Here is a 17,151-nt window from a genome sequence, read left to right as displayed (position 1 = left end):
GGCTCACTGCCGGGTCACGGTCTCCAGCACCTCCACCGGCGTGGTGATGACGATGTCTGCCGCCGAGGCTGCTGTCTGGCCGATGCCGGTCGCCAGGCTGTTCAGCCGCTCGGCGAGATTGTCGCGCGTCTCCGTCAGCCGGTCGCCCTGGCGCAGCCGTTCGCCCAGCAGCCGCACCAAGAGCGGATTGTCGGCGAACTTGGTGTGGTTGGTCCTGTCGCCGGCCTCGAGCGCGGTGACGTCGGCCACGATCACGCCGTAGCTCGCGATCTCGGCATCGTTGGTGTACTCGCCGAGCCGCGGCCGGTTGCCGGCGATGATGCCCGAAATGTTGAGCGCGCGGTCGTTTCGCGACAGCATCAGGAAGAACGGCTTGTCGGGGATGCCGTAACGCTTCATCTGGCTCTTGAAGACGTCGACATCGACATCGGGCGACGCCAGCACCACGTCGCCCAGCTTGCCGTCGATGTCGCGGTCGCCGGTGATGGCGAGTTGGCGCAGGGCCTCGAGCGTCACCCAGTTGCCCATCGAATGGGCGATGATGTCGATGCGCGAGGCGCCCGCCTCCTCCACCAGCCGCAGCGTGCGCTCCAGCGCGTCGCGCGCTACCGTCGCCGAATCGCGGTCGTAGATGTAGTCGACCGTCCTACCCCCCGAAGCCCAGGTGAAGAGCACAGGCGCTCCGTCGTATCCGGCGTCATGCGCGAGCTGGGTCAGCCGGTAGACGGCATCGTCGAAGCGGGTGTTGTAGCCGTGGATGAAAACCAGCGCCCGCCCTCCCCGCGCCTTGATCGTGGCCGCCAGGTCGGCGACGAACGCATCCTCGCCGTCATAGGTCGCGACCTCGGAGGCCGTAAAGAAACGCGCGGGATCGCGCAGCCCCGACTTCGGCCGCTCGATCGCACCCGGCGCGTGGATCGCCGGAACGGTGACGTCCGTCCGGGCGAAGCTGAGCGACAGGGAGCGGGTGTTGTCGAACACCTCGCGCGGGTTTTCGGAGCGGGCACGGGTAGTCGCGACGAAGATTCGGTGTTCACCCGCGATCTCGTTCTGCGTCGACGAAACGAGTTCGGTACCGATCAGCACCTGCGCCTGAGTGTTCACGCAGCCCGCCACCGCCACGCACACAAGCAGGGCCGCCACGCGCATTGGTCCCGCGAATTCAAATCGTGCCGGAAGGCTGCCGTCGCGCCTCATCCATTCCCCGCCCATGCCTGTGATGGCCCCTTATGGCACCGGAGCGGGCGCGGATCATGGCGAGGCGGCCCATTACGCCTAGCTTTTTGTTGCAGCGCGACAGAAAGCGTGAGGATCAGCGGCGCCAGAACACCGGCGCGAAGATCACCAGGACGGTGAGGATCTCCAGCCGCCCGAGCAGCATGGCGAGCGCGAGGACCCACTTTGCCAGGTCGGGCAGCGGCGCGAAGTTGCCCGCCGGCCCGATGACGTGTCCGAGTCCCGGGCCGACATTCGTCAGCGCCGTCAGGGAACCGGTCATGGAGGTCATGAAATCGAGCCCGGTCGCGGCCAGGAGGACCGTCCCGATGCCCCACAGGACGAAGAAGGAGGCAATGAAGAGCACGGTAGCGCGCTGCATGTCGTCGTCGACGACACGATCGCCGTAGCGCACCGTCTGCACCGAACTCGGATAGACGAGGCGGCGCAGGCCGTTGGCCATCAGTTCGAACAGCACGATGAAGCGATAGGACTTGATGCCGCCCGCCGTCGAGCCCGAGCATCCGCCGAGAAAGGTGGCGAGGAACGCGCAGGCGACGGCGAACGCCCCCCACAGCGAATAGTCCTGGCTGGCATAGCCGGTCGTGGTGATCAGCGAAATGATGTTGAAGAAGGAATGGGTGAGCGCTTCGGTGAAAGGGACATCGGTCGTGAGGCGCAGATAGAGGGCAACCGCGAAGCCGAAGAAGCACACGTAGCCCGCGAAAACCCGGATCTGCGGATCGCGTGCCGCGTCGATGCGGCCGCGAACGGCGAGCAGCACGAGGATCGAGAAGGGCAGCCCGCCGATGAACATGAAGAGCGACGAAATCCACAGGAGCGGCAGTTTGTCGCCGTAGAAGCTCATCGAGGCGTCGTGCGTGGAGTAGCCGCCGGTCGAGAGCGTGGTCAGCGCATGGTTGATAGCGTCGAACCCGCTCATGCCGGCCGCAGCATAGGCGATCGCACAGGCCATCGTCAGCGCGGAATAGACGCCCAGAATGCTGGTCGCGAAGACCGACAACCGCTCGAACGGACGGTCCTCGATGTCGCTCGATTCGATCTTGAAATAGGAAACGCCGCCGATGTTGAGATAGGGCAGGATGAAGAGGCCCAGCACGATCACGCCCAATCCACCGACCCATTGCAGGATCGAGCGCCAGATCAGGAGGCCGGGGGGGAGCGCATCCAGACCGACGATCACCGTCGAACCGGTTGTCGTTATCCCCGAAACGGATTCGAAGACCGCGTCCGTGAAATCCATCGAAAGCGATGAGGCCAGGAACGGAATGGCGCCGGCGACTGCCATGGTGGCCCAGAGCAGGTTGACGATCAGGAAGGCGAAACGCGAGGTGGCAGGGGGAGGCCTGCCCTGCGTCGCCAGAGCCACCGCCAGCGACAGCCCGCCGGTGAAGAAAGCCGAGAGCGCGAAGACGCGCCAGTCGTTATTTCCGTAGTAGAAGTCGATGAAGGCCGGCACCAGCATCGCCAGCGCCAGGTAGATACCCAGGATCGCCGAAACGTGGATCGCGGCACGGAGCGCGTGGCTGTTCAAGGGAAGGTCATCTCCTCGACGCCGCGGCCTTTGGTCCGCACGGCGGCGCCTCCGGTTTCCGACGGCAGGCGAGCCGATTTACCGGAGCCGTCGCTGCGGTGCAACAGGAGACGGAGGGACGCTCCCTACCTGCGCCAGAAGACGGGCGTGAAGATCACGAGGACGGCGAGGATCTCGAGACGCCCGAACAGCATCGCCAGCGAAAGCACCCATTTGGCGAAATCCGGCACGTCGGCGAAGCTGCCCTTCGGTCCGATGAAGTCGCCAAGGCCCGGACCGACATTGGTCAGCGCCGTCAGCGAACCCGTCATGGCCGTGATCAGATCCAGTCCCGTCGAGGCCAGAAGCAGGATCGACAATCCCCACAGCACGAAGAACGAGGCGATGAAGAGCACCACCGCGCGCTGCATGTCCTCGTCCACTGGGCGGTCGCCGTAGCGCACCGGCTGGACAGAGTTCGGATAGACCAGCTTGCGTAACCCGTTGGCCATCAGTTCGAACAGGATGATGAACCGATAGGCCTTGATGCCGCCGGTGGTCGATCCGGAGCATCCGCCGGGAAACGTGGCGATGAAGGCGAGCGCAACCGCAAACGGCCCCCACGCCGCGTAGTCGTGCGTGGAAAACCCCGTCGTCGTTACCAGGGAAACGAAATTGAACGTCGCGTGCGTCAACGCCTCGAAGAAGGGGACGTCGCTCGTCAGTCGCAGGTAGATCGTCATCAGGATCGCGAACGACGCGGTATAGCCGGCGAAGGCCCGGATCTGCGGGTCCCGCAGGGCGTCCAGACGTCCCCTGACGGTCAGAAGGATCAGGATAGAGAACGGCAGGCCGCCGATAAACATGAAGACGATCGACACCCACAGGATCGCGAGGTTTCCCTGGAAATGGCCGAAGGAGTCGTCGTGGGTCGAGAAGCCTGCGGTCGAGATCGTGGTCAGCGCATGGTTGAGGGCGTCGAACCCGTCCATGCCGGCGGCCGCGTACGCGATCCCGCAGGCGAGCGTCAGCAGGCAGTAGATGACCATCAGGCTGATCGTGAAGGTCGAGAGCCGCTCGAACGGCCTGTCCTCGATGTCGGTCGATTCGATCTTGAAATAGGAGACGCCGCCGACGTTGAGGAACGGCAGGATGAAGAGGCCGAGCGCAATCACGCCGAGGCCGCCCATCCATTGCAGGATCGATCTCCACAGGAGTATTCCGGGCGCCATGGCGTCGAGCCCCACCAAGACGGTGCTTCCTGTCGTGGTCACCGCAGACACCGATTCGAAAACCGCGTCGGAGAGTTCCATGTTCATGGGCGACGCCAGGAACGGAATCGTGCCCGCGGCAGCGGTGGTAAACCACAGGAGGTTCACGAGCAGGAAGGCGAAGCGGGACGATACCACCGGAGGCCGGCCCTGCGTCGCCAGCGCGACGGCGAGCGAGAGGCCACCGGTGAAGAAGGCCGACAGCGCGAAGACGCGCCAGTCGCTGTTTCCGTAGTAGAGATCCGCGAAGGCCGGAATGAGCATCGCGAGCGACAGGTAGATGCCGAAGATCGCGGCTATGTGGATCGCGGCCCGGACGGCGAAGCTCTGCACGAAGAGGAAGCCCCCGGTCTTTTCACCCTGTTGGGCCGCCCATCCTTGACCGGCCGGCGCGAGAGTGGCGAGAGACGGTCGTTTATGCAATAGCCCGCGACGAGCAAAGGCAGCGGCAGTGGAGCGCGACATGTCCGACACAGACAAGGAAGGTGGGTTTTCCACACGCGTTGCCGAAGCCGCCACCGCGCTGCGCGACCTTTTCCCCGAGACGCCGCTGCAGCTCAACGCGCACCTTTCAAAGAAATACGGCGCGCGCGTCTTCCTCAAGCGCGAGGATCTGTCGCCCGTCCGCTCCTACAAGATCCGCGGCGCGTACACCTTCTTCCGCAAGGCGTTGTCGCAGCGGGAGCCGGCCGCGGGCTTCGTCTGCGCCTCCGCCGGCAACCATGCGCAAGGTTTCGCCTTCGCTTGCCGGCACCTCGGCAAGAAGGGCGTGATCTTCATGCCCGTCACGACGCCGCAGCAGAAGATCGACAAGACCGTCATGTTCGGCGGGAAATTCGTCGAGATCCGCCTCACCGGCGACTTCTTCGACGCCTGTCTGGAAGCCGCGCTGGAGCACGCGGAGCAGACGGGCGCACTGATGGTGCCGCCGTTCGACCATCGCGACATCATCGACGGCCAGGCAACGGTGGCGCACGAAATCGCCGCGCAGATGCCGCCGGGCGAAATACCGGACCTGACGATCCTGCCGGTGGGCGGCGGCGGACTTTCGGCGGGTGTGACGCGCTATCTGACCGAACGCGGCTGGAAGACGCGCTTCGTCTTCGCCGAACCGGCCGGCGCGCCCAGCCTGAAGCGCAGCCTTGAGGACGGAAAGCGGCTGAAGCTCGCCCGGGTGGACAATTTCGTCGACGGGGCGGCGGTCGCCGAGATCGGCCGCGAACCGTTCCGCCACCTGAAGCGGTTCGGCGCGGACGACGTGCTGCTGGTGCCGGAGAACCGCCTCTGCGCCACGATGATCGAGATGCTGAACGTCGAGGGCGTCGTGCTGGAACCCGCGGGGGCGCTGGCGATCGACGCGCTGAAAGATTTTCCGCGCAAGGACTTGAAGGGCAGGACGGTCGTGCTCGTCGTCTCGGGCGGCAATTTCGACTTCGAGCGCCTGCCCGACGTGAAGGAGCGTGCGCTCCGCTTCGAGGGGCTAAAGAAGTACTTCGTGTTCCGGTTCCCGCAGCGGCCGGGCGCGCTGCGCGACTTCCTCGACCTGCTCGGGCCCGACGACGACATCGTCCGGTTCGAGTACCTGAAGAAATCCGCCCGCAACTTCGGCTCCGTGCTGATCGGCCTCGAGACGAAGGACGCGAGAAACTTCGTCCGGCTCGAACGGCAGTTCCGCGAGGCAGGCTGGTCCTATCAGGATATCACGGAAAACGAGGTGCTGGCGGGGCTGATCATATGACATCCGTCTGGATCGTTCTGTTCCGCGGCGTCGGAGGCAAGACCCAGCTTCCGGTGAAGCGGTTGCGCGACGCTCTGACCGCCGGCGGTTTCGAGGGTGTCGCGACATACATCAACAGCGGCAACGCAGTGCTCCGGAGCACGCTTCAGCGCCCCGCAGTTTCCAGGAAGATCGCGGACATCTGTTCCCGCGAGTTTGGATTCGAGAAAGACGTTCACCTCCGGTCTCTGGCCGAATGGCGCGAACTCATCGCCAACAACCCGTTCCCGGAGGCGGTGTCGGTCCCGAAATTCCTGCACGCGGCCGTTCTCGCCGATCCTCCGGAAGAAGGACGGGTCGAAACGCTGCGCGGCTATGCGGCAGCCGGGGAACGCATCGAGATAGTCGGCACGGTGGCATATCTCCACACGCCCGCCGGCTTCGGCACCTCCAAGCTCGCCGAGAAGTTCGACAGGGGCATCGGGGTGGCCAATACCGCGCGCAACTGGAACACGGTCATCAAGCTGGAAGAACTGGCGCGGCAAGCTTCCCGCGGCAACTAGACGGCGGTCGGAGTAGCTCGGGCGTAGGGACATCGCGACATTGTCCTTGCTTTTGCAGATCGTTTCCCCCATATGCGCGGCAGGCGCTTGGGCCGGTTCGATCCGGCTCGTCAGAAATTGACCTCGGTTGCGTCTGGTTTTCCCCTTTCCCGAACTTTTCGGTCGAGCGGTGAAAAGATCCCCGCGGGCATGAGGTTCGCGGGAACGACAGCGCAGCCGGTCGTCGCCCAATCCAGGGCGCTCCGCCTCGTCGTACATCCCGACATATGCCCGGCAGGTTGCGCCCGCCGCGCCACAGTGCGGACTCCGGTCCGCCGAAAGAAGACGATTTTGAACATTCATGTAAACGCGGAGCAGGACAACGGCTTCGCCCGCCTCGGCATCACCGGCACGCTACTCAAGGCGACCGAAGTGGCCGGGTACACGTCACCCAAGCCTATCCAGGAACAGGCGATCCCGCATTATCTGGCTGGGCGCGACGTCCTGGGCATCGCCCAGACCGGCTCCGGCAAGACGGCGGCCTTCGCGCTGCCGATCCTGACCAAGATCATGGCACTGGGCGCGCGCCGCAGGCCCAAGAGCCCGCACGCGCTGATCCTCGCCCCGACCCGCGAACTCGCTGTGCAGATCGAGGAGACCATCCGGCTGCTCGCCAAGGGCGCTCACATCACGACCGCGCAGGTGCTCGGCGGCGTTTCGCGCAACAGCCAGGTCAAGCGCCTGCGCGACGGCGTCGACGTGCTCATCGCCACGCCCGGCCGGCTCATCGACCTGGTGCGCGAGGGCGACGTCAAGCTCGACCAGACGCGCTGGCTCGTGCTCGACGAGGCCGACCGCATGCTCGACATGGGCTTCATCAACGACGTCAAGCGCATTGCCCGCGCCACGCATCCCGACCGCCAGACGACGCTGTTCTCGGCCACCATGCCCGAGGAGATCGAGAAGCTGGCGATGGGCCTGATGAAGGACCCGGTGCGCGTTTCCGTCGCGCCGCAGGGCACGACGGCCGCGGAGATTTCCCAGAGCCTGATCAAGGCGCGGACGAAGCAGAAGCGCGACGTGATCGCCAAGCTGCTCGCCAACGAGGACTACAAGTCGGTCATCGTGTTCACTCGCACCAAGCACGGGGCGGACAAGGTGACTCGCCAGCTCCAGCAGGACGGGTTCTCGGCCGACGTCATCCACGGCAACAAGTCGCAGAATGCCCGTCAGCGGGCGCTGAACGGCTTCCGCGATGGCCAGGTGCGCATTCTGGTTGCGACCGATATCGCCGCCCGCGGCATCGACGTTCCCGGCATCAGCCTCATCGTGAACTACGAGCTGCCGGACGAACCGGAGAGCTACGTCCATCGCATCGGCCGCACGGGCCGCAACGGCATGGACGGCGCGGCGGTGACGCTGGCCGACCCTTCGGAAGCCGTGAAGCTGCGGGCCGTCGAGCGCGTCATCCGTGCCAAGATCCCGCTCGTGGCCGACCATACGGGCGAGCCCGACCCGGCACCGCGTCCGCGCGTCGCCGGCGAACCTGCGGAGCGTCAGGAACGCCCGAACGGCGGGAATGGCCGTCCGAATTCCGGCCGGCAGGGACGTCCTTCCGGCGGCAAGCCGCAACGCTTCGGCGCGAAGCCGGCTTCCGCGCACCACGACGCAGGCCGTCCCGACGAGCGCAAGCCGTTCCGCCGGCGCCGGCGCCCGGGTGGCGCGAAGTCGCCCGCGCGCGCAGCATAGATCTATTTCTGGTCCACAGGCGCCGACGGGTTGGGCGATTGCCTGATCCTTCGGCATGACTTAGGGCGGCGAACCCCGGTGGTTCGCCGCCCTTGTTCTTTGGACCCTGCCCATGGCCGGCATAGCGGCGCTCGCACTCGCCTACTTCCTGTCGCAGTTCTACCGCTCGTTCCTGGCAGTGCTGACACCGGCGCTGGAGGCCGATCTCGGCGCCACCAAGGCGCAACTTTCCTTCGCATCCGGCGCCTGGTTCATCGCCTTCGCCCTCATGCAGTTCGCCGTCGGGGTCTCGCTCGACCGTTTCGGACCACGCCGGACGGCGGGGATTCTGCTGGCGGCGGGAGGCGGAGGCGGCGCTCTCCTCTTTGCCGCAGCAACGTCGCCGGCCATGATCACCGCCGCCATGACGCTGATCGGCATCGGCTGCGCCCCGGTTCTGATGGCCTCCCTCTTCATCTTCGCCAAGACTTTCAAGCCAGCGCGCTTCGCCGTCCTCACGAGTTGGTTCGTCGCGCTTGGCTCGCTCGGCAACGTCTCGGGCGCCGCCCCCTTCGCGGCCGCGGTGGAAAGCTTCGGCTGGCGCGGCGTGATGGCGGGTCTCGGCATCGCGACGCTCCTTTCCGCGCTGGCCCTCGTCGCACTTGTGCGCGATCCGGAACGCGAGACGGCTGGCGGGCGTAATTCGGGTTTCGCCGGCTTCGGAGAACTGCTGCGGATGAAGGTGCTGTGGCTGATCATTCCCCTCACCGCGCTCAACTACGCGCCGGCCGCCGGCATTCGCGGCCTGTGGGCGGGGCCCTATCTCGCCGACGTCCACGGCGCCGATGCCCTCGCCATCGGCCAGGCGACGCTCTACATGGCGCTCGCCATGGTCGCCGGCAGTTTTCTCTACGGCCCGCTCGACACGGTGTTCCGCACCCGCAAATGGGTCGTGATCGTCGGCAACGCCGTCAGCCTCGGTACGATCTCCTATCTCGCCGTCATGCCGGCCACCAGCCTGTTCACAGTCACCGTCCTGTTCGTGGTGATCGGCATCAGCGGCATGAGCTACGGAATGCTGATGGCACATGCGCGTGCCTTCCTGCCGCCGCATCTCATCGGGCGCGGCGTCACGCTGATGAACTTCTTCTCCATCGGCGGGGTCGGCGCCATGCAGTTCGCGACCGGCGGCGTCGTGACGGCAGCGACCGATGCGGCAAACCCCGCCGCCGGCTACCAGGCGCTCTTCGTCTTCTATGCCGCCATGCTCGCCGCTACGCTGGCGGTCTACCTGTTCTCGCGCGATGCCAGGCCGTGATGCGGCGGCCATTGGCGGGAATGGCGGCATGCCCTTGCCTTTCCATCCCTTTTGCGCTTTAGGCTCGCAGCTTCCCTGACGCCCGCGCGAGACCGCCCATGTCGCTTCCCGAAAAGGCCTTCCCCGTTTCCTGGGACCAGTTCCACCGCGACGCGCGTGCGCTTGCCTGGCGGCTGGCGGGGAGCAAGGGCAAATGGAAGGCGATCGTGTGCATCACCCGCGGCGGCCTGGTGCCGGCCGCCATCATCTCGCGCGAACTCGGCATAAGGGTGATCGAGACTGTCTCGATCGCGTCCTACCACGACTATACCGAACAGGGCGAACTGAAGGTCCTGAAGGAGATTTCGCCCGTCCTGCTCGAGAACGGAGGCGAGGAGGTCCTGATCGTCGACGACCTCACCGACACCGGCAAGACCGCGTCGATCGTGCGCGCGATGATGCCGAAAGCGCATTTCGCCACCGTCTACGCCAAGCCGAAGGGCTGCCCGCTGGTCGACACCTTCGTCACCGAAGTTTCCCAGGACACATGGATCTATTTTCCCTGGGATATGGGCTTCACCTACCAGCAGCCGATCTCGGAAGGCCATCGCGGCTGAGAACGCGGCCCGGACGCGTGCGCGCTTGAAATTGGCTTCGCGCAGCGTATCTAACCTGCTTGACAAGGTCCTCCACGAGGGCGGACCGATCAATGTCATGTTCGATCGACAAGATCGATCCCGCCGGATCGCTGGTGCTTTCGTGCCGCTGCTTCGCTTGGCGAATAACTTAACATTTTTGCGCGATACTTGGCGGTGATCTGCTATCTTGCGGTTGGAAAAGGTAGCTGGCAAAGTTGATTCGCCGGAATCGAAAGGGAAAAATGCTCCTGAACCATCGCACTTGGCACTCATCCGTCGACCGGGTCCGCCGGTTCCTCGGCGGCGTGCCCGCGCGCGTTCAGGTGGCGGCCCTTCCGTGGCGCGAAGAAGACCGCGGCGTCGAGGTGATGCTGATCACCAGCCGCGACACGGGCCGCTGGGTCCTGCCGAAGGGATGGCCGGAAGGCGACGAGGCGCTGCACGAGGCGGCGATGCGCGAAGCGGCAGAGGAAGCCGGCCTGCGCGGATCGATCTCGGACAAGGAAAGCGGACGCTACTTCTACGGCAAGGGACTGAAGTCCGGGCTCGAGCAGCGCTGCGAGGTTTTCGTGTTTGCCATGAAGGTCGAGCGGGTCGAGCAGAAATGGCCGGAGAAGGGCCAGCGCATCCGCAAGTGGTTCACGCCGCAGATCGCCGCGAGCCGCGTGCGCGAGCCGGAACTAGCGGAACTGCTGTCGGAGTTTGCGCCCTCCGCCTAACGCCGACTGCCCGGGTTTTCCGTTTTCCACACCAAATCCGCGTTTGGCCACGAATGGACGCGGTGATGAACTTGTCGCGCGCCCCGCAGTTACCTAGGCCAGAGCCTGAGCGGAAGGGACCATGGCCGACATAAGCGAGCGCGCGCGCAAGACGACCCTCGACAAGGATCTCGACAAGCTCGTCCGGATCGAGGAGGCGACGAGCTTCCTCGCGCGCGGGCTGGTCGCTCCCGGTCTCGCGCTCTTCTTCATGGCCTTCGTCGCCGTCGCCGTGGCGATCTTCAGCGCCGGCGATCCCGGTGCGATCGCGATCGTGGCGGCCGCCGCGATCGGCGCCTACATGGCGCTCAACATCGGCGCCAACGATGTCGCCAACAACGTTGCCCCGGCGGTCGGCTCGCGGGCGCTCACCATGGGCGGCGCGCTCGTGCTGGCCGCCATCTTCGAGACGTCCGGCGCCCTTATTGCCGGCGGCGACGTCGTGCAGACGATCTCGAAAGGCATCATCGACCGTCAGGCCGTCGGAGAGCCGGCGATATTCATCGGCGCCATGACGGCGGCGCTGCTGGCCTCGGCGGTCTGGATCAACCTGGCGACGGCTATCGGCGCGCCGGTGTCGACCACGCATTCAGTGGTCGGCGGCGTCATGGGCGCGGGGATCGCGGCCGCGGGCCTGTGGTCCGTGGACTGGGGGGTGATGGCCGGCATCGCCGCGAGCTGGGTCATATCGCCGGTCATGGGCGGGGTCATCGCGGCTGGTTTCCTCGCCTTCATCAAGTCGCGCATCATCTACCAGGACGAGAAGATCGCCGCCGCCCGGCGCTGGGTGCCGATTCTGATCGCCATCATGGCCGGATCCTTCGCGTCATACCTCGCCACCAAAGGCCTCTCGAAGATCATTCATCTGAGCGGCGGCGGCATCGCGATCATCGGCCTGGGTACCTTCCTCGTCGCCTGGGGCGCTGCGCAGGTTTTCGTCAATCGCCAGTCCGAAGGCATGGAGAACCGCAACCAGTCACTGCGCAAGCTCTTCAACCTGCCGCTGGTGATCTCCGCCGCACTGCTCTCCTTCGCCCACGGCGCCAACGACGTGGCGAACGCGGTCGGTCCGCTCGCCGCCATCGTGCAGACCGCGGGGCGCAACGGCGTCGTGGCGGCCGTCCACATCCCCTTCTGGGTCATGCTCATTGGCGCCTTCGGCATATCGCTGGGCCTGTTGCTCTACGGGCCCAAGCTCGTGAGGATGGTCGGCGAGCAGATCACCAAGCTCAACCCGATGCGCGCCTTCTGCGTTGCGCTGTCGGCTGCGCTGACCGTCATCATCGCCTCCTGGTTCGGGCTGCCGGTCAGCTCCACGCACATCGCGGTCGGCGCGGTGTTCGGGGTGGGTTTCTTCCGCGAATGGTACACTGCGAACTCGCCGCGACGCCGAGCGTACCTGGATCGAAAGGTCAACCGGTTGCGGGCCGAGCGCGCGGCAAACCGGATCGCGGGCGAAACATCGGACACCGAAGCGTTCAACGAAGACGAGGACGAGACGGCGGGAGAGCCCGTGATCTCGCGCGAGGAGGTCACGCGGCGCAAGCTCGTGCGGCGCGCCCATTTTTCCACCATCGTCGCGGCATGGCTGGTCACCGTGCCGGCAACGGCCGCCATCGCCGGCGGCTTCTTCCTCCTGCTCCAACAGCTTAGATAGGAGAACCCCGCATGCCGATGCTTCTCACGGGATCATGCCGCTGCGCCGCCGTCCGCTTCGAAGTCGAAAGCCATACGCCGGTACCCTACCAGCTCTGCTACTGCTCGATCTGCCGCAAGCAGCAGGGAGGCGGCGGATTTGCCATCAACCTCGGCGCGGATGCCAGGACCCTCAAGATCACGGGAGAGGAGCACCTCGGCCTCTACAGGGCGGAAATCGAAGACGAGGAACGGCCGACCTGCGAGGTCTCGACCGGCGAGCGGCGCTTCTGCCGCGAATGCGGTTCGGCCCTGTGGCTCTACGATCCGACCTGGCCGGATCTCGTCCATCCCTTCGCATCGGCGATCGACAGCGAACTGCCCAGAGCGCCGGAGCGTGTGCACCTGATGCTCAAGTACAAGCCGTCATGGGTGGAACCGGATATCCGCCCCGGCGACCGGACCTTCGCACTCTACCCGGAGGAATCCATCGCCGACTGGCACAAGAAGCGGGGACTGTGGGTAGACTGACCTCAGGCGGCACCGGCCGAGGCGCGGGCCTCGGCAAGCGCCTTCAGGTCGGCCGGCTTCAGTTCGACGGATTCGCCGCAGCCGCAGGCGGACGACTGGTTGGGGTTGGTGAAGGTGAAGCCCGAACGCAGCCTCGTCGTCTCGAAACCCATCTGCGTGCCGAGGAGGAAGAGCGACGCCTCGGGCGCGACGTAAACATGCGCGCCCTCATGCTCGACGTGATCGTCGCGGGAATCCGGTTCGCTCACGAGATCGACCGTGTATTCCATTCCAGCGCAGCCGCCCTTCTTGACGCCGACGCGGATACCTTTGGCGCCGTCGCGGCTGGAGACGATCTCGCGTACGCGGCGCGCCGCATCCGACGTCATCGTCATCACCTGGAATCGGCCCATTTCTCTCTCCATACGAATAGGCAGGCCCAAATCGCACCTGCTTTTCCTCCCCCTAAAATGGGGGATAGGCGCCAAACGCGCAAGGGCGGCGAAACCATGAGGCCGCACCACCCTTGCCTGGATCGATGGACCAGCCGCACCGCAGATCGCGATGGCGGCTGTTCGTGCCGTGCTACTCGGCGCCGTCTTCGGTCGCGGCTTCGCTTTCGGCGGCCTTCGCCTTCTTCTTGGGAGCGGCCTTCTTCTTCGGCGCAGCTTCCTTCGCGGAAGCCGCCTCGGACCCTTCGGCCTTGGCCTGGTCTTCCTCGTCGTCTGCCAGGAGCTCTTCCTTCGAGACCTTCCTGTCGGCGACGTTGATCTGGGTCATGAGATGGTCGACGACCTTCTCCTCGAAGAGCGGCGCGCGGAATTCAGCCAGCGCGGCCGGGTTCTTGCGGTAGAAATCATAGACCTGCTGCTCCTGGCCGGGATAGCGGCGGACCGTCTCCATGAGCGCCCGCTGCATCTCGTCGTCCGAAACCTGCACGCCCGCCTTGTCGCCGATCTCGGCCAGCACCAGGCCGAGCCGCACCCGGCGCTCGGCAAGGCGCTGGTACTCGGCGCGCGCCTCTTCCTCGGTCGTGTCCTCGTCGGCGAAGGTCTTGCCGGCGGATTCCAGATCGCGGGTCACCTGGTTCCAGATGTTCGCGAACTCCGCATCGACCAGCTTCGAGGGAGCCTCGAACTTGTAGGTCTCGTCCAGGGCGTCGAGCAGCTGGCGCTTCACTTTCTGGCGCGTCAACGTGCCGAACTGGCTCTCAAGCTGCCCCTTGATGATCTCGCGCAGGCGCTCGACCGAGTCCAGCCCGAGCGACTTGGCGACCTCGTCGTTGAGTTCGATTGCCTCCGGCGCCGCAACTTCCGACACCTTGACGTCGAAGGTCGCGGCCTTGCCCGCAAGATGGGCGGCCTGGTATTGCTCTGGGAAGGTCACCTCGACCACCTTCTCGTCGCCGGCCTTCGCGCCGATCAGCTGCTCCTCGAAGCCGGGGATGAACTGGTTGGAACCGATGACGATGTTGGCGCCGGTGTCGGCGCCGCCCTCGAAGGGCTCGCCGTCGATCTTGCCGACATAGTCCATGGTGACGCGATCGCCGGTCTCGGCCTTGCCGTCCTTCGGTGTGTAGGTGCGCGCGGATTCGGCGATGCGCATCGCCTGCTCGTCGATCTCGGATTCGGGGACGTCGTAGACCTCGCGCGTCACGGAGATGCCGGACACATCTTGGATCTCGATGGGCGGGATGACCTCATATGCGATGGAGAATTCGAAATCAGCCTGGCCGGCGAGGATCTTCTCGGCTTCGGACTCGTCTTCGGTCATCTTGACCTCGGGCTGCATGGCGGCCTTCTCGCCACGCTCCTTGATGATGGAGCCGGTCGAGTTGGAGAGGATCTCATTGACCACCTCGGCCATGACGGACTTGCCATAGACCTTGCGCAGATGGTTGACCGGCACCTTGCCGGGACGGAAACCGTTGATGCGCACCTTGCCCTTGGCGTCCTGAAGACGTTCCAGCAGCCGCGCCTCCATGTCCTTGGCGGGGACCACCACCTGGATCTCGCGCTTCAGCCCAGTGTTCAGCGTCTCGGTAACCTGCATCATCAAACCTTTGTCTTCACGAATTCCAGGGCGGAACGGCATTTCCGTTTCGCCTGCCGGATTCCTTGGCCGGGAGTGGCTTTCTGGTGCGGGTGGAGGGACTTGAACCCCCACGGCTTGCGCCACAGGAACCTAAATCCTGCGTGTCTACCAGTTCCACCACACCCGCTCAGGAAGCAAACGCGCCTCCCAAAGCGGGGCGTCTATATCACCGCGCATCACGGCTTCAAAGGGGAAACACCCTAGAAATGCGGCTTTTTTCGCGCGCGGGCGCCGAATTCCATGCCGCTTCCCGGCAGGGTGAAGCCAATGATCGGACGGGTTCAGTAGAGCGGTTCTTCGTAGAGCTGTGTTTTGCCGTCGAAGAATGCCTTGATCTGGGCCGTCCCGTCCTCGCCCACCGCCGCCAGGATCATGAACGGGCGCTCGCGCATGTCGCGCTCGATCTCGCGCCCTTCCCCTTCGGGAAGGTAGAACCGCTCGATGCCGTAGGACAGTCGAACCTGGTCGATCGCGGCGAATGCCGTATCGACCGTTCCGGCGATCTCGACCTGGCTTTCCGGCATCGCGCTCGGCTCCGTATCGGTCAGCCGCGCTCCCACCGGATGCCACAATCCGTCGTCGCCCGGCGCGAGTCGGACCAGCACCGGTGTTCCCCCGGTGGCGTCGGCGTCGGCGAGCGGCGGGTCGAAGAGCGTTCTGGGGATGGACGATATCTCGTAGCCCAACCGCACGTAGTCGCCGCGCAGAAGGTCGCGCGGATCGACCGGTTCGACCTTCAGCATCACCTCCGCCCCGTCGCGCAGGATCGCGGCGCGCCCCTGGATGATCGAGTACAGGAAACCGATCTGCAGCGCGGAGACGACGAGCGCGCCGCCGATGAGTTGCGTCGAACGCTTCATGCCGCGCCTCCCTGCGCCGCCGGCGCCTTCATCCGCCGCTCGAACCGCGTGATGACGAAGGCTAGCACCGCGAGGAGCGCGCCCGTCGCGATCAGGAACCCGGCCGTTCCGAGCATGGTGCCGACCGTCACTACGTACACGATGCAAAGTTCGACGCCGAACACGGCATAGGCGAGCCAGCGCAGCATGCGGCTTTCGCGCCCGCCAAGGATGAGTGCTCCGATGCTGGCGCCGAAGGTGACGAGCGCGGCGAGCATGAAGCCCGGCTCGTCCATCACCGCGAACTGGACGAAGGACATGCCCGCCACGAAGCCCAGAAGCCCGTGGACCTGCGCACCGCCGCCGAGCCGCAGGAAACGCTCGATGCTCTCCGGCCGGAATGTCGCGGCGAGGAAGAGCCCGGTCGAAGCGAGCGCCAGCAGGACTGGAATCACCAGTTGTTCGGTGTGAAGATAGGACAGCGACGCATAGAGGACGAGCGACAGCACGATCAGGTGCCGGGCCGAGCGGGCGCCCGTCCACAAGGACACGGCCCACAGCACGGCCAGCACCAGCAGGTATTCGTGCGGCACGTCCGCGCCGCTCCAGAAATCCCACATCTCCACCCAGAGCCAGCTTGCCGCAATCACGACGGCAGCCACGGTCGACGCCGCCGAGCGCAGGATCACGGCGGCCACGGTCACCCCCGCGCACCAGACGAGCAGCGCCTGCGCCTCGTCTCCAGAAAGATGGTACATCTGCCCGATCAGCGCGATCGATCCGCCGAAGGCCGCGCCGCCGATGAGGAAGCCGGCCTCGCCGGCCGCTTCCCTGCGGACCAGCTTGAGAAACGCACCGCCGGCATGAGCGGCGAGGATGATCGCAAAAAGCAGCCCGACCCGCGCCACGCGCGGAAAGGCCAGCCAGTTCGCGGCCACGAAAATCAGGATCGCCGCGCCGAGGAGCAATGCGGCCAGCACGGCGAGGATGCCGCCGAAGCTGAAGCCGCCACCCGCGCGACTGTCGATGTCGTTGCGCAGGGCCTGCGCGGTCGGCGCGTCGATCAGGCCCTCCGCAAGCCACCGCGAGATGTCCTGCCTGACCTTTGAAACGTATGAAGCCATCATCCGCCATCCATCCGGGCGCTGTCCCTCGCGATGCGGGCAATTCTATGTCGCACCCGCGTATCGGGCCAATGGCGCCGGTGGGCGCCTTCCGATACCGGAACGCAGATACTCACTTGCCCGCTAACTTATGTTGCATTGCACAAAACGCATTGCTGCTATGCAACAACCGCGCTTCAAATGCCGAACGGGCGCGACTATCTTCCAATCAACAAGAGAACAGCCGAAACGAAAATACCCGAAAGAAGA

15 protein-coding genes and 1 tRNA gene are annotated in these 17,151 nt (G+C 65.4%); 8 read left to right on the top strand and 8 right to left on the bottom strand.

Annotated features, from left to right (window positions below):
- Positions 1–3: 3 nt before the first annotated feature.
- The 3 genes from ABGN05_RS19435 to ABGN05_RS19425 form a co-directional block, all read right to left on the bottom strand.
- Positions 4–1,149: an alpha/beta hydrolase gene (locus tag ABGN05_RS19435; protein ID WP_367955691.1), complete on the bottom strand. Its 1,146-nt coding sequence runs from the start codon at positions 1,147–1,149 to the stop codon at positions 4–6.
- 163 nt (positions 1,150–1,312) lie between these two features.
- The gene (locus ABGN05_RS19430) at positions 1,313–2,770 is read right to left on the bottom strand and encodes a TrkH family potassium uptake protein (RefSeq protein ID WP_367955690.1); all 1,458 of its coding nucleotides are present in this window, start codon (positions 2,768–2,770) and stop codon (positions 1,313–1,315) included.
- A gap of 125 nt (positions 2,771–2,895) precedes the next feature.
- Positions 2,896–4,353: a TrkH family potassium uptake protein gene (locus ABGN05_RS19425; protein WP_367955689.1), complete on the bottom strand. Its 1,458-nt coding sequence runs from the start codon at positions 4,351–4,353 to the stop codon at positions 2,896–2,898.
- 130 nt (positions 4,354–4,483) lie between these two features.
- Here ABGN05_RS19425 and ilvA point away from each other — a divergent pair, with 130 nt between their 5' ends.
- The 8 genes from ilvA to ABGN05_RS19385 all read left to right on the top strand — a co-directional run bounded on the left by ilvA (position 4,484) and on the right by ABGN05_RS19385 (position 12,866).
- Complete coding sequence (gene ilvA / locus ABGN05_RS19420; RefSeq protein ID WP_367955688.1) at positions 4,484–5,758, top strand: threonine ammonia-lyase IlvA; 1,275 nt, start codon at positions 4,484–4,486, stop codon at positions 5,756–5,758.
- Positions 5,755–6,300, top strand: a complete 546-nt coding sequence (locus tag ABGN05_RS19415) for a DUF1697 domain-containing protein (RefSeq protein ID WP_367955687.1) — start codon at positions 5,755–5,757, stop codon at positions 6,298–6,300. Before ilvA ends, ABGN05_RS19415 begins: the two co-directional genes overlap by 4 nt.
- Before the next feature lie 330 nt (positions 6,301–6,630).
- Complete coding sequence (locus tag ABGN05_RS19410; RefSeq protein ID WP_367955686.1) at positions 6,631–8,028, top strand: DEAD/DEAH box helicase; 1,398 nt, start codon at positions 6,631–6,633, stop codon at positions 8,026–8,028.
- Positions 8,029–8,140: 112 nt separating this feature from the next.
- Entirely contained in the window at positions 8,141–9,325 is a 1,185-nt protein-coding gene (locus tag ABGN05_RS19405) for an MFS transporter (RefSeq protein ID WP_367955685.1), read from the top strand.
- A 98-nt stretch (positions 9,326–9,423) separates the two neighbouring features.
- Positions 9,424–9,921, top strand: a complete 498-nt coding sequence (gene gpt / locus ABGN05_RS19400; RefSeq protein WP_367955684.1) for a xanthine phosphoribosyltransferase — start codon at positions 9,424–9,426, stop codon at positions 9,919–9,921.
- Positions 9,922–10,184: 263 nt separating this feature from the next.
- The gene (locus ABGN05_RS19395; protein ID WP_367955683.1) at positions 10,185–10,661 is read left to right on the top strand and encodes an NUDIX hydrolase; all 477 of its coding nucleotides are present in this window, start codon (positions 10,185–10,187) and stop codon (positions 10,659–10,661) included.
- Positions 10,662–10,782: 121 nt separating this feature from the next.
- Positions 10,783–12,357: an inorganic phosphate transporter gene (locus tag ABGN05_RS19390; RefSeq protein ID WP_367955682.1), complete on the top strand. Its 1,575-nt coding sequence runs from the start codon at positions 10,783–10,785 to the stop codon at positions 12,355–12,357.
- Between the two features lie 11 nt (positions 12,358–12,368).
- Complete coding sequence (locus ABGN05_RS19385) at positions 12,369–12,866, top strand: GFA family protein (RefSeq protein ID WP_367955681.1); 498 nt, start codon at positions 12,369–12,371, stop codon at positions 12,864–12,866.
- Between the two features lie 2 nt (positions 12,867–12,868).
- Here the strand turns inward: ABGN05_RS19385 and sufA are convergent, their stop codons facing one another.
- The 5 genes from sufA to ABGN05_RS19360 form a co-directional block, all read right to left on the bottom strand.
- The gene (sufA, locus tag ABGN05_RS19380; protein WP_367955680.1) at positions 12,869–13,258 is read right to left on the bottom strand and encodes a Fe-S cluster assembly scaffold SufA; all 390 of its coding nucleotides are present in this window, start codon (positions 13,256–13,258) and stop codon (positions 12,869–12,871) included.
- Between the two features lie 172 nt (positions 13,259–13,430).
- Positions 13,431–14,897: a trigger factor gene (gene tig, locus ABGN05_RS19375; RefSeq protein ID WP_367955893.1), complete on the bottom strand. Its 1,467-nt coding sequence runs from the start codon at positions 14,895–14,897 to the stop codon at positions 13,431–13,433.
- Positions 14,898–14,981: 84 nt separating this feature from the next.
- Positions 14,982–15,066: transfer RNA gene (locus ABGN05_RS19370), tRNA-Leu, on the bottom strand.
- 154 nt (positions 15,067–15,220) lie between these two features.
- Positions 15,221–15,799 carry a GDYXXLXY domain-containing protein gene (locus ABGN05_RS19365; RefSeq protein ID WP_367955679.1) on the bottom strand — a complete coding sequence of 193 codons (579 nt, stop codon included), beginning with the start codon at positions 15,797–15,799 and terminating at the stop codon, positions 15,221–15,223.
- Positions 15,796–16,905: a DUF2157 domain-containing protein gene (locus tag ABGN05_RS19360; protein WP_367955678.1), complete on the bottom strand. Its 1,110-nt coding sequence runs from the start codon at positions 16,903–16,905 to the stop codon at positions 15,796–15,798. Before ABGN05_RS19360 ends, ABGN05_RS19365 begins: the two co-directional genes overlap by 4 nt.
- Positions 16,906–17,151: the final 246 nt, after the last annotated feature.

This window comes from Aquibium pacificum (assembly GCF_040839445.1).
Taxonomy (GTDB): Bacteria; Pseudomonadota; Alphaproteobacteria; order Rhizobiales; family Rhizobiaceae; genus Aquibium; species Aquibium pacificus.
Note: the sequence above shows the minus strand (reverse complement) of the source record. Positions and strands in the feature narration are given on the sequence as shown.